Source organism: Kribbella sp. CCNWLW201 (assembly GCF_037203805.1).
Classification (GTDB): Bacteria; Actinomycetota; Actinomycetes; order Propionibacteriales; family Kribbellaceae; genus Kribbella.
Window position 1 is genome coordinate 198,768 of sequence record NZ_JBBCBQ010000013.1, and the last position, 14,949, is coordinate 213,716.

Below are 14,949 nucleotides of genomic sequence, written 5' to 3' on the forward strand. Positions count from 1 at the left end.
GGTGCGCGACGGGACGACGTACCACGTCCTGCCCGGCGGGAGGCGCACGCTGCTGGACGGGTGGCTGGGGTCGCCGGTGGTGTTCGAGGAGGTGTGAGGTTGGCCTCCCGGGTGACTCAGCTCATGGGCGGACCACTGGGTGGACTGGCATAGTTCGGCCCATGGCTCGGGATTTGAAGACGGTGGGTGTGGTCGGTCTCGGCACGATGGGCGCCGGGATCGCCGAGGTGTTCGCGCGCAACGGGCTGACCGTGGTCGGCGTCGAGCGCGACGAGGCGGCGGCCGAGCGCGGCCGCGGGCACATCCAGCATTCGACCGATCGGGCGGTGAAGCGCGGCAAGCTGTCGGTCGAGGAGCAGCAGGCGCTGTTCGACCGGGTCACCTTCGCCACCTCGATGGACGCTCTCGCCGACTGCGACCTGGTGGTCGAGGCGGTGATCGAGCGGCTCGAGCTGAAGCGGGAGATCTTCGCCGCGCTCGACAAGGTCGTCCGCGAGGACGCCATCCTGGCGACCAATACCTCGAGCCTGTCGGTCACCGAGATCTCGGTCGCCACCGAGCGCCCGCGCCGCGTGGTCGGGATGCACTTCTTCAACCCGGCTCCGGTGCAGGAGTTCGTCGAGGTGATCAAGACCGTCGTCACCGAGCCGCATGTGGTCGAGGAGGTGCAGGAGCTCGCCCGCCGGCTGGACAAGGTCCCGGTGGTCGCGGCCGACCGGGCCGGCTTCATCGCCAACGCGCTGCTGTTCGGTTACCTGAACCACGCGGTCTCGATGGTGGAGTCGCGCTACGCGACCCGTGAGGACGTCGACGCGGCGATGCGGCTCGGCTGCGGCTACCCGATGGGCCCGCTCGCGCTGCTCGACCTGATCGGCCTCGACACGGCGTACGAGATCCTCGACACGATGTACAAGCAGGGCCGCAACCGCCTGCACGCGCCGGCCCCGATCCTGAAGCAGATGGTCACCGCCGGCCTGCTCGGCCGCAAGACCGGCCGCGGCTTCTACACCTACGAGTCCCCGGACTCCCCGGTCGTGGTGGACGACGAGCACACCCCGCAGCCGAACGGGAAGGACACCCCGGTCCGTCCGGTCCGCCAGGTCGGCGTGGTCGGCTCCGGGACGATGGCCGTCGGCATCATCGAGGTCTGCGCGAAGGCCGGGTACGACGTCCTCTACGTTGCCCGCGGCACCGAGAAGGTCGACCGGGTCCGGGCCGCCCTGGAACGCTCGCTGGAGAAGGGCGTCCAGCGCGGCAAGCTCTCGTCGGACGAGCGCGACGCGGCCCTGCGCCGGATCGTCGGTACGGCGAAACTCGACGACCTGGCCACCGTCGACCTGGTCGTGGAGGCCGTGGTCGAGGAGCTGAGCGTCAAGCAGGCCCTGTTCGAGACGTTCGACGAGATCTGCAAGCCGGGCGCGATCCTGGCCACGACCACCTCGTCGCTACCGGTCATCGACCTGGCGATGGCGACCAAGCGGCCCAGCGACGTGGTCGGCCTGCACTTCTTCAACCCGGCGCCGGTGATGAAGCTGGTCGAGGTCGTCAGCACCGTGAGCACGTCCGCCGAGGTGGCCGACACGGTCGCGGCGCTGGCCGTTGCCGCCGGCAAGCACCCGGTGCGGTGCGGCGACCGGGCCGGGTTCATCGTCAACGCGCTGCTGTTCCCGTACCTGAACGACGCGGTCCGGATGCTCGAGGCGCACTACTCGAACGTCGACGACATCGACGCCGCGATGAAGCTCGGCTGCCGCCTCCCGATGGGCCCGTTCGAGCTCCTCGACGTGGTCGGTCTGGACGTCTCGCTGGCCATCCAGCGCACCCTCTACCTGGAGTTCCGCGAGCCCGGCTTCGCCCCGGCCCCGCTCCTCGAGCACCTCGTCACCGCCGGGTACCTCGGCCGCAAGACCGGCCGAGGCTTCCGCGACTACACCTGAGTCGCGGCTACTCTTGGGGCTGGCGGAGCGACGGAGGGAACGAGCATGGCCGACGAGCCGGGCAAGCACATCACCGAGGCACTCGGCGGCCGCCATGTCGCGCCGTTGAGTGACGAGGAGCGGGTGGAGCAGGAGCGCGTCCGCAACCTGATCCAGAGCGTGGCGTCGTGCTACAACTCGCTGGTCAGCCAGGAGTCCGACCCGGCGCGTAAGGCCGAGCTGACGGAGAAGCGCGCGTTCTACCAGGCCGAGTTCCGCCGGCACACCACGATGTCGGCGCAGCAGCGGCGCGACGTGATCCAGACGTACCCGGCGCTGCTGCGCCAGTTGCGAGCCGAGCTCGACGCATGACCTCGGCCGATCCGGCACTGACCCCGGCGGAGGCCGCCGAGATCCTGGCCCTTCGGAAGGCCGAGATCACTCCCTTGGTGCTGCCCGCGAGGGCGCCCGGGCAGCCGCCGATGGTGGTGCTCCTCGCCGGGCAGCCGGGTGCGGGCAAGTCGACCAACCAGAAACTCGTCCAAGCCGCACTCGGTGCCGACAGCACGGCGTCGTACGACTTCGACGACGATCCCGCCGCGCACCCTCGGTACGACGCGATCATGCGGGCCAATGGTGTCAACGGCAACGACATCGTCGACCGGAGCCTGCCGCCGGAGCTGCGTGGCCAACTGCTGGACCATCTTCGCTCCGATCCGCAGTACGACGTCGTCGCCAGCGCTCCGATGCAGTCGGAGGACGCGGCCAAGGCGTGGATCGACGGTTTCCGGGACGCCGGCTACCGGGTCACGGTCGTCTACGTCGCGACGAACGAGGCCGAGAGCACGCTCGGCGTGGCGAACCGGTACCAGCAGGCCAAGGATGACACCGGCGTCGGCCGGTGGGTGAAGGAAGAACACCACAATCACGCCTACCGCGGCGTACCCGATGCGGCCCACGCGCTGGAGTCCCAGGGCTACGTCGACGACATCTACGTGGTCGACCGGAACGGCAACGTGCTGTGGGAGAACCACCGCGAGGCCGACGGCACGATGGAGAAGCCGCCGGGCGCACGCGACACGATCATTGCCGAGCGCAACCGCCCGCCGACACCGGCCGAGCATCAGCGCTTCGTCGAGACCGCTCTCCCGCTGCGTCAGCGCGGCGACGACCTGGAGCCTCCGGTCGACGAGATGGTCCGGTCCGCGATGCGCAAGCAGATCGAGCGGCCCGCCGCGGCGCCGACCTCGCACGAGCCGGCACCCGAGAACCGGCTCGACCAGCGGCTGATCGATCTGCAGAGGCTGACCAGTTCCGGGATCGCGCCCCCGCACACGATGCGACCCCCTTCGTCGACACAGCCCGTCCGTGGGTCGGGTGGCGGACACTCCGGACGGTCGCCGTCGGGGGAGTCCCTGGACCGCTGAGCTGGAAGACTGCCCCGGCATGCGGAGGATGAGATACCAGCGGGACTTGGTGGCGGTCTGCGGGACGTTACTGCTGGTCGTCACCGGGCTCGGCTTGATCATGATGCCCGGTGCGGTCGGCGCCGATTGGCCCGGCTGGTCGTCGTTGATGATCTTCGTCGCGATCCTGGTGCTACCGGTCGTCTGGGTGCTGCTCGGGCTCACGTCCGGCTCCGCGACGGTCGCCCGGTGGATCGCGTTGGCCGCGGTCGGCGCCGTACTGGTCCGGCTGATCTGGTCCGCGTACGACGTGGGGCCGGCGGTCGTGATCGCCGTACTGCCGCTGTTGTCGCTACTCGTGCTCGCTGCCGTGGTCCTCGTCTACTCGTGGCCGCAGGCAACCACGCGGGCACTGCGGGACGTTGCCCAGCGCAACGGCTGGCAGCTGCTCGATCCGCGTGAGCTGGAGTTGCCGGCGCTGCCTCTGCCGGTCGGACGGGCATGGAGCGTGCGGAACGTCGTACAGACTCCGAACGGAACGGCGTTCGAGGTGCGCTGGCTGCAGTGGCACGGGCTGTTGTGCCGGCGGCGTCGGTTGTCGGTCTTCGTGGCGCCGAGACTGTCCGCCGCGCTGCCGTCGATGGAGGTTCGGCCGGGTGGGTTGTCCAGGTCCGACATCACGCTGGAGAGTGCGGAGTTCAATCGCAGCTTCGATGTCATCGGCAACGATGCCCGCTACCTGACTGCCGTACTGCATCCGCGCACCATGCAGGCTTTGCTCGACGCCCGCCCGGTCTCGCTGGCGATCGCGAGCACAGCCTTGATCCTGTACGACGACCAGCCGCTGACCCCGGAATCCCTCACCCGCGGCCTGGCCACGCTCGACCGGATCACCATCCCACGTCATGTGCTGGACGACTGGGGTCAGCACGCGGGCCAACCCACCCGCGGGCTTCGCTTCAGCGGCCCCAAGCTGGACCTGTCGGGGATCGCGGCCCTGGCCCGCCTGACCGCGATGGCCACCGGCCTGCTCGGCCTGACGTTGCTGACGTGCTTGGCCGCCGCCGCGACCGAGCCGGACTTCGACCCACCGCATCCGGTCAGCACTCTGCTCGGCGCCGTCGGGGTCCTGCTGGGCATCGCCATAATCTGCGTGCTGGTTCCGAAACGGCGGCCTAGTCTTACCGGGTGATGATGAGGCCCGCGCCGCAGCCTAGGTCGTTGATGCCCGACGCCGAAGGTCAGTGGGTACGGCGCTGGACCGGTGACGACTGGTTCGCCGAAGCGGACGGCTGGGTGCGAGAGCAGCTGGGCACCATAGGGGTCTCGGGTGAGCCGGTGCCGTACAAGATCCGGTTCTGGGCCGCCGTCTGGTGCTATCCGACCGACCAAGGCTTGTTCTGGTTCAAGGAGAACAACCCCGGTCAGGCCTTCGAGGCCGCACTGGTCGGAGCGATGGCGCAAGCGCTGCCGCAGCATGTCGTCGCGCCGCTCGCGATCGACCCGGAGCGTGGCTGGCTCCTGACCGCGGACCAAGGGCTGACACTCGGTGAGCAGGGGGACGCCGACTGGCACCGGCTCGTGATCGAGTACGCCAGGCTCCAGCGCGACACCGTTCCGCTGCAGGACGCGTTGCTCGGCAGCGGTCTGACCTCACTCGCGCCGTCCAACCTGTCCGGGGCCGTGCACCACGTCGCCGACTGGTTCACCGGGCTCGCGGCCGATCATCCGCTCCGACCGGATGCGGTGACGCTGACCGGCGTACGACGGGCGGCCGACGCTGTGTCCGAGGTGGAGAAGTTGCTGCCGGGCGTCGTACCGATGGCTCTCGATCAGAACGACCTGCACGCGGGGAACGTGTTCAGACCCGATCCGGCCGGCCCGTTCCGGTTCTTCGACTTCGGTGACTCGGTCTGGGGTCATCCGTTCGCGACCGTGGCGAGTGTGCGTGAGGACGTCGACGAAGCGATCGTGACGGCGTACCTGGAGATGTGGTCGGACCTGGCGCCGCTCGACGTGCTCCGCAGGGAACTGGAGGTCGCCGAGCCCCTGCACACGGTCCACAAGATGGTGTCCTGGCATCGGTTGCTCGAGCACGCCGACGAGGTCGAGTGCGCGGCCTGGACCGTGCACGCCGAGCACTGGCTGCGCGAGCTCGTCCGGACTTACGGCTCCGACTCGGCGTAGTCGCCACAGGGGCCACCGCCGATGGCTTCGGACAGCGTGGTCGAGCGGCGGTCGGGACGTACCGCCGCGGCTAGGGCAGGAAGGGGGTCAGTACGGCGAGGAAGTCGTCCAGGCGCTCGGCATGGACCCAGTGGCCGGCCTCGGGGACTTCGGCGTACTGGACCCGGGGGAAGTACGAGGCGATGGTGGCGCGGTGGTCCTGCTGGACGTAGTCGGACTTGCCGCCGTAGATGAAGAGCGTCGGTCCGTCGTACCGCAAGCCCTCCGCGTCCGACGGCCAGCCGGAGATCGCGGGGAGCGCGGCCTCGATCACGGGGAGGTTCGGGCGCCAACGGGCACCCTGGTCGTCGAGGATCAGGTTCTGCAGGAGGAACGCGCGGGTGCCGGGGGACTGGACCGCGGTCGCCAGTTGGGCGTCCACGTCGGCCCGGCGCTGGACTGCGGACAGGTCGGCGGTGCGCATCGCCTGTGCGTACTCGACAAAGGCCGGGGGATAGGCGACCGGTGCGGCGTCGACCACGATCAGCCGTTCGACGACCTCGGCGTACCTGAGTGCCGTGAGCATCGCGGTCTTGCCGCCCATCGAGTGACCGACCAGGGCGACCGGACCGACGCCGAGCGACTCGATCGTCTCCCGGACGTCGTCGGCCATCTCCGGGTAGCTCATCGTGTCGGTGTGCGGCGACGAGCCGTGGTTGCGCAGGTCGAAGGCGAACACGCGGTGCTCACCGGACAGTCGCCGGGCCGCGGTCATCCAGTTCCGGCCGGAGCCGAACAGGCCGTGCATGACCACGACCGGAGTACCAGTTTCGCCGTACGACGTGACCGGAAGCTTCATCTCTTACCTCTCACCGGCGGCGCTGCCAGCAGGCGGAGTGCCAGTGGCGTCGCTCGTCGAGGGACTGGGCGCCGCCGATCGCGGCGAGCAGGCTGGGGTTCTCCGGCCAGACCACGACATGCGGGGTGGCGGGTGGGATCTGCTGGTCGCATCCCGGGCAGCGGTACGACTTGGAGGATCCGGAGCCGGACACGCGGCGGACGATCCAGTCGCCGTCGGATCGAACCTCCCGGCCCTGGGTACCGCCGACCAGCGGCCGGTCGCTGACGGGCCGCTGCCACTTGGAAGGTTTCCGGCGCGACATAGCGCCTCAAGGCTAGCCGTGTGGGGCAGGTCACCCGGACCTGCCCCACGCTGCTTCAGGCCCGGGCGACGGCGTACGCCGCGGTGCCGATCAGCTCCATCGAGACCTGGAGCCGCTCCAGGCTGACGTTCTTCGCGATGGTGTCCTCGGGCGAGTGGTACGGCGGCTCGAGGAAGGCCGGCGAGATCTCACCCCGCCAGGAGAAGTTGGCCGACGCGATGCCGACCTCCTGGAAGGACTGGTGGTCCGACGCGCCACGCTGCACCGGGCCGACCATCTGCGGGTCGTACCCGAGCCGCTGACCAGCTGACCGGACCGCGTCCGTCGCCGTGTTGGCGAGGCCGGTGAAGGACAGCAGCCAGTACGTGATCGCCGGGTCCCAGCTGGTCGCGACCATGTCGTTCTGGAACACGGCCGCGTGCCGGTCCCGCTGGTCCTGCGCCAACTGAGCCACGTGGTACCGCGACCCGATCAGGCCCTGCTCCTCCGAACCCCACAGCGCGAACCGCAAGGTCGCGTTGGTCGGGATCCGGCTGAACACGCGGGCCAGCTCCAACGTCAGCACAGTGCCGGAGCCGTCGTCGTTCGCGCCCGGCGCACCGATCACCGAGTCGTAGTGACCGCTGACCACCACGATCGGCGAGTTCGCGCCGCCCTTGCCGCGCCGCTCGCCGATCACGTTGTTCGAGATCAGTCCGCGGTGCGCCTTGGTGCTGATCCGCAGCGGCAGCGAGTTCACCACCGCGAGTGCCTCGCGGATCAGCCGCTTCTGCACCTGAGCCACCCCGATCACCGGGATCGGCGCGTTGGTCAGCCCGGCCGGCTGGAACGCGGACGCCCGGCGTGGGAACACCAGGTCGGCGGGCAACAGGATGACACCGGCAGCGCCTCGCGCCGCGGCCTCCGCGACCAAGGCCGGGCGCGCGGCCGCGGTGTCATCGGCGATCACGATCGCACCGGCGACGTCGGCCGGCCACACCGGCGCCGTGGCCGGACCGACGTCCCGGACCGGTCCTTCGACGGTGACGTCCAGCTTGCCGCCGGGAGCGGCACCCGCCTGCCAGCACAGGTCGTTCGGCAGGATGTCGCGGACGTCCTCGATCTGGGCGATGAACTTGTCCGCCACCGGGAACGGCTCGAGCTTGGTGTTGTAGCCGAACTTGTCCAACTGGCCGGCGATGTAGTCAGCCGCCCGCTTCTCACTTTGAGTGCCGCCGATCCGCGGTCCGATGTGCTCGGACAGAACTTGCAGATGGCGCAGCGCCTTGTCCGACGACAGGTTCGACACGATCTGCTTGTCGTACCGGTCGAGATTCGGGCGGTTCACCGCACCGGGCCGCAGGTCGTCCGCGGCCCAGGCAGGGGCGGCGGGTAGAGCCGTGGCGGCGGTCACTCCGGCGACGGCGCCGAGCAGTCCACGACGACTCAAGCCGGATCTTTCGGTCATGCAGGTCTCCTCACAAGGTGGGCGGCCCCGAGTGCAGAGACCGTAACCGATCCATCACCCGGGGCGCTGCACTTCGTGAAGATTTTTCCTGATCAGGTAGGGGAATCCCGCATTCGGTCGGTACGACGGACGCCGTACCGCGACTATTGCTGCGCGCGGAGCTCGCTGCCGACCTCGTGCATGTGCTTCAGGCCCATCCGGTACGACTCGATCAGGGTCGTGCTCACGTACGGCATGCCGATCTGGGCGCAGTACGCCCGGACCATCGGCTGGGCGAATCGCAGGTTGGCCCGCGGCATGCTCGGGAACAGATGGTGCTCGATCTGGTAGTTCAGGCCGCCCATCATCCAGTCGGTGACCAGGCCGCCGTTGACGTTGCGCGACGTCAGCACCTGCTTCTCCAGGTGACCCCACTGGGTGTCGGCATCGGGCATCTCCATGCCCTTGTGGTTCGGCGCGAACACGCTGCCCAGGTGCAGGCCGAAGATCATGTGGTGGATCAGGGCGAACAGCACCGCCTGGCCCGGCGACATGATCACGAAGAGTGCGCCGAAGTACAGGCCGAGGTGGGCGGCGATCAGGCCGAGCTCCAGCCGGGCCTCGCGGCGCGGGCGGCGGCCGAGCAGGTAGAGCACGCTGGAGACCGTGAGGTTGAAGCCCTCGAGGGTGAGCAGCGGGAAGAAGATCTTCGCCTGATGGCGGCTCAGCCAGCCGTGCAGGCCGGTGCGGCCCTCGGCCTGCTCGAGCGTCCAGACCAGGATGCCCTCGCCGACATCGGGGTCCTTGTCGGTGTGGTTCGGGTTCGCGTGATGGCGGTTGTGCTTGTCGTTCCACCAGCCGTAGCTCATCCCGAGCAGCAGGTTGCCGTGGACCAGGCCGATCCAGTCGTGCAGCTTGCGGGAGCCGGCGATCTGCTGATGGCCGGCGTCGTGCCCGAAGAAGGCGGCCCGCGTGCTCAGGATGCCGAGCGGGATCGCCAGGAACAGCACCCACCACGAGCTGCCGAGGATCGCCACCCCGGCCCAGGTCGCGGCCATCAGGAAGACGTTGATCCCGATCGCCATCGCGTAGGCCGCGGTCCGCCGCTCCAGCAGTCCGGCGGCTTTGATCTCGCGGAGGAGGGGAGCGAAGTCGCTGCCCTTGGCGGCGGGGCGCGTGACAGTAGGGGGTGATACCGATGGCTGAGCCATTCAGGTCCTCGTCTCAAAGCGGCGGTGGGGGCCTAGGCGTACAGCCACGGCCAGCGTACGTCATCAAGCCTCATCGCACTAACAGCCGAAGACATGAGTGCTACTACCCGAACTCGATGGGGAGACAGTTCCCCAGCGACAGTGGAGCTAACACCACTGAGACCGGACTCACCCTCGGTCATGATGGATCCATGACCACAATCGCCACCCAGGCGCCGCCGATGCGCTATCCCAAGCTGGCGCAGCCGTGGATCGCGCTGTTCCTGGCGATCCTGGCCGAGATCGGCATCGCCTTTTTCGTGCTCAACGTGGTGGCCGTCCCGCTGATCGCGGTCTGGGTCGGCATCCCGATGCTGCTCGTGTTCGTCCCGGCCACCCGCTGGTTCGCGAACTGCCACCGGACCATGCTGGCCCGCCTCACCGGTGAGGCGATCCCGCGCCCGTACAAGAAGCCGCCGATGCCCGGCATCCTGATGTGGCTGCGGACCACGCTGACCGACCCGGCGACCTGGCGTGACATCGTCTGGCTGATCGTGAACGCGACCATCGGGTTCACCCTGAACCTGCTGTCCGCCGTACTGTTCCTGGCCACGCTGTTCTACCTGGTCTACCCGCTGCTGGTCGGCGTCACCCCGGAAGGGGTCTTCACCGAGCCGTTCGGCGGGCTGCTCACGGTCAACTTCTGGACCAGTTTCCTGGTCACGCCGGTCGCGCTGATCGCCTTCATGATCTGGCAGGCGGCCGGTGAGCGGTTGCTGAAGGCAAACGCGTTCATGGCCCGCTCTCTGCTCGGCCCGACCGAGAGCGCCAAGCTGGCGCTGCGGGTCCGCGAGCTGGCCGAGTCCCGCGCCGAGACCGTCGACACCCAGGCGGCCGAGCTGCGCCGGATCGAGCGCGACCTGCACGACGGCGCCCAGGCCCGGCTGGCCGCGCTCAGCATGAACCTGGGCATGGCCGAGGAGATGGTCAACCGCGACCCGGCCCAGGCAGCCGCCCTGCTGACCGAGGCCCGCGAGTCGGCCAGTACGGCGCTCTCCGAGCTGCGGGACCTGGTCCGCGGGATCCACCCGCCCGTGCTCGCCGACCGCGGCTTGGAAGGTGCGGTCAAGGCGCTCGCGCTGTCCTGCCCGTTCAAGGTCGACGTCACCATCGACATCCCCGGCCGACCACCCGCGCCGGTCGAATCGGCGGCGTACTTCGCGGTGGCCGAGGCGCTCGCGAACGCGGTGAAGTACTCGGCCGCGACGAACGCCTGGATCCAGATCACCCACGAGCAGGAGAAACTGCACATCCTGGTCGGTGACGACGGGATCGGCGGTGCGGTGATCCGGCCCGGCGGCGGTCTGTACGGTATCGAGCGGCGGCTGGCCGCCTTCGACGGTACGTTGACCGTGGTCAGCCCGAGCGCCGGGCCGACTACCGTGATCATGGAGCTGCCTTGCGAGTCCTCATCGCTGAAGACCACGCCCTCCTCCGGGACGGCCTGATCCGCCTGCTCGAGGCGCACGACTTCGAGGTCGTCGAGGCAGTCGACAACGGTCCCCGGCTGGTGCCCGCCCTGGTGGAACACCGGCCGGATGTGGCCGTGGTCGACGTACGCCTGCCACCGACGTTCACCGACGAGGGCCTGAAGGCCGCGATCGAGGCCCGCCGCCAGGTCCCCGGTCTGCCGATCCTGGTGCTGTCGCAGTACGTCGAGCAGCTGTACGCCCGCGAACTGTTGACCGGCGGCGGAGGTGCGGTCGGCTACCTGCTGAAGGACCGGGTCTCGAACGTCGCCGAGTTCCTGGATTCGGTACGACGGGTTGCCGCCGGCGGGACCGCGATGGACCCGGACGTGATCGGCCAACTACTGGCCCGCAACACCCGGGACGAGCCGATCGGCCGGCTCACGCCGCGGGAGGCCGAGGTGCTCGGGCTGATGGCTGAGGGGCGCTCGAACGCGGCGATCGCGAGCGCGCTCTTCGTCACCGAGAAGGCGGTCAGCAAGCACACCAACAACATCTTCGCCAAGCTCGACCTGCCGCCGTCGGAGGACGACAACCGCCGGGTGATGGCTGTTCTGACCTACTTGTCCTCCCGTTGATCCCTTACCGTCGGTGGTAGGGGAAGGGGGACGAGATGCCGAACTTTGGGGGGATCGACCATCTCTGCCTGTCGGTCACGGATCTGGACCGGAGTGAGCGCTTCTACACCGAGGTGTTAGGGCTGATGCCGCTGTTCGACTTCGGCACCGTGCGCACGCTGATCGACCGGCCGACCGGGTTCATCCTGGGACTGGCCAAGCACCAGGCGGGTACGGCGGCTCCGTTCACCGAGCTCACCACCGGGCTCGACCACATCGGGCTGCTGGCGTCGAGCCGCGACGAACTGGTCGAGTGGGAACGCCGGTTCGACGAGTTCGGGGTCACGTATACGCCGATCCGGGACATGGAGTTCGGGTCCCACCTGAACTTCCGGGACCCGGACAACATCGCCCTCGAGCTCAGCGTCTCGAACGAGGTGATGGCCGGCTGGCTCGAAGAACTGAAGACCCGCGAGTTCACCCAGGACGAGATCAAGGCTCGCGTCTCCGAGTACTTCGCGACACTGCAGACCTGACCGGATCTGTAATCCATTGACCTCTGCCTGAATGGATAGGTAAGTTTTCTACCCAGTTCCTGCATGATCCACGATCTGGGTGGTGGTCGGCCGCGCGATGATCAGAGCCTTCGAAGTTGGCGACGGGCCCGCCCTCGCTTCGGTGTGGACCGCAGCGGCGCCGGCGGACCCCATCGGTTATCCGCGGTTCCGTGACCTTTTCCTGCTCGACCGCAACTTCGATCCCGCCGGTCTTCACATTGCCGCGGACGGCGACCAGGTGATCGGCGCGGCCTACGCCGTACGACGGCTGGTCGCCGCCGCCGGTGACGACCTGGAGCCGTCGACGGGATGGATCCCGTTCTTCTTCGTGCATCCGGATCACCGAGGCCGTGGGCTCGGACGCGAGTTGCTGACCTCGGCGCTCGATTGGCTCCGTTCGGAGGGGAGGACTTCTGCGTTCTTCTCGTCGTACACGCCGAACTACTTCCTCCCCGGTCTGGACGTCGCTCGCTATCCGTCTGCTTTCCGGCTGCTCTCGGCTCTCGGTTTCGAGCGGCAGTACGACGCGGTCGCGATGGACCGGAGTCTGGTCGGGTACGAGATTCCCGCGGAGGTCAGGGAGCTGATCCGCGGGTTGGAGGGCTACAGCTTCGGTACGCCGACAGGAGACGAGCTGACCTCGTTGATCGCGATCGCGGGCTCGGACTTCAACCCGGACTGGGCACGCGCGATCCGGGAAGCCGTCGTCGCCGGACTGCCGCTGGAGCGGATCGTGCTGGCGCGTGATCCCGGTGGTCGCGTGCTGGGGTGGGCGATGCACGGCGCGTACGAGGGCGTGATCGATCGGTTCGGACCCTTCGGCGTACTCCCGGCCGCTCGTGGCACCGGGCTCGGCAAGGTGCTGCTGCATCTGACGCTGGAGCGGATGGCCGGGCTCGGCGCGCACAGTGCGTGGTTCCTCTGGACCGGCGAGCAGTCCGCGGCCGGGCAGCTCTATCTCAAGACCGGCTTCACCATCACCCGCAAGTTCACCATCCTCCGGGCTGGCCTGAAGTGAAGTGAGGAGTTGCCTGTGACCAGAACAGTGCTCGCCATCGGGGCGCACATCGGAGACATGGATCTGACGGCCGGTCCGACGTTGGCCAAACTGGTCCTGGACGGGGCCAACGCCACCATCATCGCGTTGACGCCGGGGGAGCGTGGTCACCCCCGGCTTTCGCCGTCGGAGTACAAGAAGCAGAAGATCGCCGAGGGCGAGGCCTTCGCCACCGCCATCGGCGCCGACTTCATGGTGCTCGACCACAGCGACGGCTTCCTGCCCGACACGGACGAGGTCGCCCTGGAACTGGCCACCATCATCCGGGAGAAGCAACCGGACACTCTGATCACCCACTGGAAGCACAGCATCCACCGCGACCACCAACACGCCGCCCGCCTGTCCGAACGCGCCCGCTTCCTGGCCGGCCTCCCGATGGATCCGTCAGAGGACCCTCAGCTACCTCGCCACTCGGTCCGGACCTTCCTGCACGCCGAGAACTGGGAAGACATGGAAGGCTTCCAGCCAACGATGTACGTCCCGATCCCCGACGAAGCCTTCTACCGCTGGGTCTCCGCCATCCGTCACCAGGCCTTCGCCCGAGGCGAGACCTACGGCTTCCGCTACATCGACTACTACACAGCCCTCATGACCACCCGAGGCTGCCTGGCCGGCTACCCCCGAGCCTGCGCCTTCCACGCCACCCCCACCCCCGAAATAACCAAACTCGCCGGCCCGTAATTGACAGCTGTGGACCCGCCGCACCGCAGCACAAGGCGGCGCGTGGGCATCACGCTCGGCTGTTTCTAGCCTCGAGGTAGGCCTCGCGCAGTAGCGTGAGCAAACTGTCGTCGTAGGCGGTTTTGATGTAGTTGCCTCGGCCGATCTCGTTCGGTGCCGTCTGATCGAGTTTGACGAGTGTGTTCGGCGCTTCCTGTTCGAAAACGCTGCGGTAGGGCGACAGGTAGGGGCCCTTGTCGTTCCAGATCGAGACCATCCCGCGCGACTGCCCTGGCAATCGGGGATTCAGCACCCATCGACCTTTGCCGATCGAGGTGTAGAGCGTCGCAAGACCGTCGCGTTCCAGTTCGCGAGCCCACTCCAAGAGTCGGCGCAAAGGTGCCTGCTGGTCAGGAGGCACCGTTTCGATAGTTGCCGCGAAGGCGTCCGATCCGCGGACGATCTCGCTCGCGGTCGTTGGCTTGCTCGAACCGGCCAGTTCGGCGGTCAGCTGTGAGCGGTCGGGCTCGATCAACTGTGGAACGAGAATGCGCTGGCCAGCCACTTCGTACGCAGTCACGACAACGAGGTCGAGAGCCAACCGATCGCTCGTCACATCCTGCAAGTAGCCAACCAGGTCGACCAGATCAGCTGGTGCTTCGTCGAGCACAATCACCGCTCGCAGCCGTCCGTCCGCGAGAGCCTCCTCGAACTGAGCCTGGAACGTGGCCTCGTCAAAATTGGGATCGGCCTCAGCCGCAGCCTTGGCTGCGTGGGCGATGGAGCCGTAGCTGTGTTCGTCGAGGTAAGTTCGCAGGAGCGCGTTCAGCCCGCTGCCATCGAGCCGACGCAGGTAAGCGGCATAGCCGAGCACCTGTGTCAGTGACCGTCGGCGATCGGTGTTCGATGCAAGCTTGATCTCGATGACGACCGGTCTTCCCGTCTCCACCTCAACCGCAAGGAGGTCGGCGCGCTCCCGCCCGCAGATAACTTCCCTGCCGACGACCGCGAGCCTTGGTGTGCCGGCGAGAGGCAGCATGGCTGGTGTTTCCTCGATCAGGCTATGAAGGTCCGCTTCACTCACGAATCCGGTGGAGGTCAGAGGCCGCCAGCGCCCCTCACCACCCAGGCTCCAAACTCCCGCCATCGCGTCCCTCCCTTGACCACCGGTTTCCCAGACTAAGGCGGCAGCTCTTCGCTCGCACCGTTGGCGGAGAGCCTCAGCTAGGTCGGGCAGTTGGGTGGCTGCCCGGTGCCGGTACTCGGTGGGTGCCGGTGGGGGTGACGTGGAAGGTGAAGCCGTGGGGTGTGGTCCATTGCAG

General features: G+C 68.1%; 15 protein-coding genes. 10 read left to right on the forward strand and 5 right to left on the reverse strand.

From position 1 onward, the window contains the following. The first annotated feature begins 161 nt into the window (after nucleotides 1-161). From V9K99_RS38310 to V9K99_RS38330, 5 genes are read left to right on the forward strand one after another with little or no spacing between them, the layout of a single operon-like run. A complete protein-coding gene (locus V9K99_RS38310; protein WP_337012111.1) occupies nucleotides 162-1,937 on the forward strand; it encodes a 3-hydroxyacyl-CoA dehydrogenase family protein in 1,776 nt (591 codons plus the stop codon). Between the two features lie 45 nt (nucleotides 1,938-1,982). Next, the gene (locus tag V9K99_RS38315; protein ID WP_337012113.1) at nucleotides 1,983-2,288 is read left to right on the forward strand and encodes a hypothetical protein; all 306 of its coding nucleotides are present in this window, start codon (nucleotides 1,983-1,985) and stop codon (nucleotides 2,286-2,288) included. Beyond that, nucleotides 2,285-3,343 carry a zeta toxin family protein gene (locus tag V9K99_RS38320; RefSeq protein WP_337012115.1) on the forward strand — a complete coding sequence of 353 codons (1,059 nt, stop codon included), beginning with the start codon at nucleotides 2,285-2,287 and terminating at the stop codon, nucleotides 3,341-3,343. Before V9K99_RS38315 ends, V9K99_RS38320 begins: the two co-directional genes overlap by 4 nt. Before the next feature lie 19 nt (nucleotides 3,344-3,362). Continuing rightward, nucleotides 3,363-4,514: a hypothetical protein gene (locus tag V9K99_RS38325; RefSeq protein ID WP_337012117.1), complete on the forward strand. Its 1,152-nt coding sequence runs from the start codon at nucleotides 3,363-3,365 to the stop codon at nucleotides 4,512-4,514. A 32-nt stretch (nucleotides 4,515-4,546) separates the two neighbouring features. After that, entirely contained in the window at nucleotides 4,547-5,509 is a 963-nt protein-coding gene (locus V9K99_RS38330; RefSeq protein WP_337012119.1) for a hypothetical protein, read from the forward strand. A 70-nt stretch (nucleotides 5,510-5,579) separates the two neighbouring features. Here V9K99_RS38330 and V9K99_RS38335 read toward each other — a convergent pair whose 3' ends face one another. The 4 genes from V9K99_RS38335 to V9K99_RS38350 all read right to left on the reverse strand — a co-directional run bounded on the left by V9K99_RS38335 (nucleotide 5,580) and on the right by V9K99_RS38350 (nucleotide 9,288). After that, a complete protein-coding gene (locus V9K99_RS38335; protein ID WP_337012121.1) occupies nucleotides 5,580-6,347 on the reverse strand; it encodes an alpha/beta fold hydrolase in 768 nt (255 codons plus the stop codon). 10 nt (nucleotides 6,348-6,357) lie between these two features. Next, nucleotides 6,358-6,651 (reverse strand): hypothetical protein, encoded by a 294-nt coding sequence (locus V9K99_RS38340; RefSeq protein ID WP_337012123.1) that lies wholly within the window; start codon nucleotides 6,649-6,651, stop codon nucleotides 6,358-6,360. Between the two features lie 55 nt (nucleotides 6,652-6,706). Beyond that, nucleotides 6,707-8,098 carry a M28 family peptidase gene (locus tag V9K99_RS38345; RefSeq protein ID WP_337012125.1) on the reverse strand — a complete coding sequence of 464 codons (1,392 nt, stop codon included), beginning with the start codon at nucleotides 8,096-8,098 and terminating at the stop codon, nucleotides 6,707-6,709. Nucleotides 8,099-8,241: 143 nt separating this feature from the next. After that, nucleotides 8,242-9,288 carry a fatty acid desaturase family protein gene (locus V9K99_RS38350; RefSeq protein ID WP_337012127.1) on the reverse strand — a complete coding sequence of 349 codons (1,047 nt, stop codon included), beginning with the start codon at nucleotides 9,286-9,288 and terminating at the stop codon, nucleotides 8,242-8,244. A 191-nt stretch (nucleotides 9,289-9,479) separates the two neighbouring features. Here V9K99_RS38350 and V9K99_RS38355 point away from each other — a divergent pair, with 191 nt between their 5' ends. The 5 genes from V9K99_RS38355 (at nucleotide 9,480) to V9K99_RS38375 (ending at nucleotide 13,648) form a co-directional block, all read left to right on the forward strand. Next, nucleotides 9,480-10,775 carry a sensor histidine kinase gene (locus V9K99_RS38355; protein ID WP_337012129.1) on the forward strand — a complete coding sequence of 432 codons (1,296 nt, stop codon included), beginning with the start codon at nucleotides 9,480-9,482 and terminating at the stop codon, nucleotides 10,773-10,775. Beyond that, nucleotides 10,727-11,374: a response regulator transcription factor gene (locus V9K99_RS38360; RefSeq protein WP_337012131.1), complete on the forward strand. Its 648-nt coding sequence runs from the start codon at nucleotides 10,727-10,729 to the stop codon at nucleotides 11,372-11,374. Before V9K99_RS38355 ends, V9K99_RS38360 begins: the two co-directional genes overlap by 49 nt. 35 nt (nucleotides 11,375-11,409) lie before the next feature. Then, entirely contained in the window at nucleotides 11,410-11,889 is a 480-nt protein-coding gene (locus V9K99_RS38365; protein WP_337012133.1) for a VOC family protein, read from the forward strand. Between the two features lie 97 nt (nucleotides 11,890-11,986). Further along, nucleotides 11,987-12,928: a GNAT family N-acetyltransferase gene (locus V9K99_RS38370; RefSeq protein ID WP_337012135.1), complete on the forward strand. Its 942-nt coding sequence runs from the start codon at nucleotides 11,987-11,989 to the stop codon at nucleotides 12,926-12,928. A gap of 15 nt (nucleotides 12,929-12,943) precedes the next feature. Then, entirely contained in the window at nucleotides 12,944-13,648 is a 705-nt protein-coding gene (locus V9K99_RS38375) for a PIG-L deacetylase family protein (protein ID WP_337012137.1), read from the forward strand. Between the two features lie 49 nt (nucleotides 13,649-13,697). Here V9K99_RS38375 and V9K99_RS38380 read toward each other — a convergent pair whose 3' ends face one another. Beyond that, nucleotides 13,698-14,711 carry a hypothetical protein gene (locus tag V9K99_RS38380; RefSeq protein WP_337012139.1) on the reverse strand — a complete coding sequence of 338 codons (1,014 nt, stop codon included), beginning with the start codon at nucleotides 14,709-14,711 and terminating at the stop codon, nucleotides 13,698-13,700. Nucleotides 14,712-14,949 lie beyond the last annotated feature (238 nt).

Excerpts from the sequence above, each read along its gene's own strand:
- V9K99_RS38320 (WP_337012115.1), top strand. The coding sequence starts at position 2,285 with ATGACCTCGGCCGATCCGGCACTGACCCCGGCGGAGGCCGCCGAGATC.
- V9K99_RS38350 (WP_337012127.1), bottom strand. The coding sequence starts at position 9,288 with ATGGCTCAGCCATCGGTATCACCCCCTACTGTCACGCGCCCCGCCGCC.
- V9K99_RS38365 (WP_337012133.1), top strand. The coding sequence starts at position 11,410 with ATGCCGAACTTTGGGGGGATCGACCATCTCTGCCTGTCGGTCACGGAT.
- V9K99_RS38335 (WP_337012121.1), bottom strand. The coding sequence starts at position 6,347 with ATGAAGCTTCCGGTCACGTCGTACGGCGAAACTGGTACTCCGGTCGTG.
- V9K99_RS38340 (WP_337012123.1), bottom strand. The coding sequence starts at position 6,651 with ATGTCGCGCCGGAAACCTTCCAAGTGGCAGCGGCCCGTCAGCGACCGG.
- V9K99_RS38325 (WP_337012117.1), top strand. The coding sequence starts at position 3,363 with ATGCGGAGGATGAGATACCAGCGGGACTTGGTGGCGGTCTGCGGGACG.
- V9K99_RS38315 (WP_337012113.1), top strand. The coding sequence starts at position 1,983 with ATGGCCGACGAGCCGGGCAAGCACATCACCGAGGCACTCGGCGGCCGC.
- V9K99_RS38345 (WP_337012125.1), bottom strand. The coding sequence starts at position 8,098 with ATGACCGAAAGATCCGGCTTGAGTCGTCGTGGACTGCTCGGCGCCGTC.
- V9K99_RS38355 (WP_337012129.1), top strand. The coding sequence starts at position 9,480 with ATGACCACAATCGCCACCCAGGCGCCGCCGATGCGCTATCCCAAGCTG.
- V9K99_RS38370 (WP_337012135.1), top strand. The coding sequence starts at position 11,987 with ATGATCAGAGCCTTCGAAGTTGGCGACGGGCCCGCCCTCGCTTCGGTG.
- V9K99_RS38330 (WP_337012119.1), top strand. The coding sequence starts at position 4,547 with ATGCCCGACGCCGAAGGTCAGTGGGTACGGCGCTGGACCGGTGACGAC.
- V9K99_RS38310 (WP_337012111.1), top strand. The coding sequence starts at position 162 with ATGGCTCGGGATTTGAAGACGGTGGGTGTGGTCGGTCTCGGCACGATG.